4 protein-coding genes are annotated in these 1,775 nt (G+C 66.4%); 3 read left to right on the top strand and 1 reads right to left on the bottom strand.

The features are described from left to right. Nucleotides 1-402, top strand: a 402-nt coding sequence (locus tag I71_RS29165) for a DUF6134 family protein (protein WP_042702622.1), incomplete at its 5' end; no start/stop codon positions are given. Between the two features lie 33 nt (nt 403-435). Then, nucleotides 436-720 carry a DUF1488 domain-containing protein gene (locus I71_RS29160; protein WP_042702619.1) on the top strand — a complete coding sequence of 95 codons (285 nt, stop codon included), beginning with the start codon at nt 436-438 and terminating at the stop codon, nt 718-720. Between the two features lie 8 nt (nt 721-728). Here the strand turns inward: I71_RS29160 and I71_RS29155 are convergent, their stop codons facing one another. Further along, a complete protein-coding gene (locus I71_RS29155) occupies nt 729-1,220 on the bottom strand; it encodes a flavin reductase family protein (RefSeq protein WP_042702615.1) in 492 nt (163 codons plus the stop codon). Nucleotides 1,221-1,536: 316 nt separating this feature from the next. On the opposite strand from I71_RS29155, the gene I71_RS29150 reads away from it, so the two are divergent. Further along, nucleotides 1,537-1,775 (top strand): flagellar motor protein MotB (locus tag I71_RS29150; protein WP_042702612.1); only part of this gene is annotated, 239 nt, incomplete at its 3' end.

Here is a 1,775-nt window from a genome sequence, read left to right as displayed (position 1 = left end):
AGGAGATGTGGAAAGGCGGGGGTGCTGGACTCGATGAGCGCCACCACCGACGACGATGGTACGCCGCACAGGATCGAGATGGCGCGCGAGGCCGGCGGCTACCGTCTGACGGTGGACGGCAAGACCCGGCAGGCTGCGGCGGGTGTCCTGCCGCTGACCTTGTGGACGCCGGACGTGCTGAAGCACCGGGAGCTTCTATCGGTGATCGACGCGGCCCCCTACAAGGTGGCGGCTCGCAAGGTGGGTTCGGAAACGGTGGAGGCCGGCGGCAAGGCGCTGGAGGCGGCTCATCATCGTATCGAGGGCGATGTGGAGCGCGACCTCTGGTATGCGGCGGACGGCACGTTGCTGAAGACGCGCTTCAAACGCAGCGGCTATGATATCACCTATGTCCTGAAGTGATTTCTGCCGATCCCCCTGGCGATTGAGGACCCGATGCCCATCTTCCTGTTTCCCGATGACCCCTTCTGGAACGAGGAGGCCGACGCCGTGGAATTCGCGGTGCAGGTCGGGGAATATCAGGGCCGGGTGTTCGTCACCCGCCGCACCTTGCAGGGCATCGTGGGGCATACGCCCAAACCCGACGAGGCGGTTCAGCAGGTCTGCATGAACCGCCCTCTGTTCGAGCGGGCGACCGAGCAGCGCATCATGGCCCGCGCGCTCGACCCGGATGCAAACATCCACCTCACCGGCCGAGACCTCCATCGGGCGGCGGGGTAGGGAATCGATCAGGCCAGCCGGGCGTAGCGGCCGCGGAAATACAGCAGCGGGTCGCCGCTGTCGCGCGAGGTGAGCTTGCGGACGCGGCCCACCACGATGACGTGGTCGCCGCCGTCCAGCAGATGCTCGCGGTCACATTCCAGCGTGGCGAGGCAGCCGGGCAGCAGACGGACCCCGCCACGGCCGGTGACGACCTCCAACCCGGTCCAGCGCTCCTGCAGGTCGCGGCGCGAGAAGCGGTTCGACAACTCCTCCTGATCGGCGGCCAGGATGTTCACCGCGAAATGCGGCGCGGCGTTGAATGCCTCGAAGGACATCGCGGCACGGCCCAGGCAGAACTGCACCAGCGGCGGATCGAGCGACACCGACGAGAAGGAATTCACCGTAACCCCCAGCGGCAGCCCGTCGGGCGCGATGGTGGTGATCACGGCGATCCCGGTGGCGAAGCAGCCGAGGGCGGAGCGGAACGCAAGGGGATCGATCGGCTGGTCGGTGATCATGACGTCCTGTGGTGTGGGCCTGGGTGGAGGGGGGCAGCACTGTACGGCGCCGGGCAGCGGCCGAAGGTGACACACAAGGTAGGAAATACCGGGAATTAATCCAGCACGCCACCCGGTGCAAGCCGCATCTCCTCTCAACCCCCGCCGTCCATGCGCCTCACCGGTGGTACGGACAACGTCGTTAAACGGATGTTAATGAAACCCGGTCAGGGTTCTGCCGCGGTTGTCGGCCGCCGCTTTCACCGCGGCGCCGCGCCCGGAAATCGGACACGGGAAATCGGCCTTCGGGCTGTGAACCATTCGCCACGGCCAGGGCATGAGCGGGAATTCCGGCGGCGACGAGCGGCCGATCATCATCAAGAAGAAGAAGGGCGGGCACGGCGGCCACCATGGTGGCGCGTGGAAGGTGGCCTATGCCGACTTCGTGACCGCGATGATGGCCTTCTTCCTGCTGCTGTGGCTGCTGAACGTCACCACCTCGGACCAGCGCAAGGGCATCGCCGATTATTTCTCGCCCGTCTCGGTCAGCCGCGAGCAGTCGGGCTCGGGCGGAAT

Origin of the sequence: Azospirillum sp. B506, from assembly GCF_000333595.1 — a bacterium.
GTDB lineage: Bacteria > Pseudomonadota > Alphaproteobacteria > Azospirillales > Azospirillaceae > Azospirillum.
Note: the sequence above shows the minus strand (reverse complement) of the source record. Positions and strands in the feature narration are given on the sequence as shown.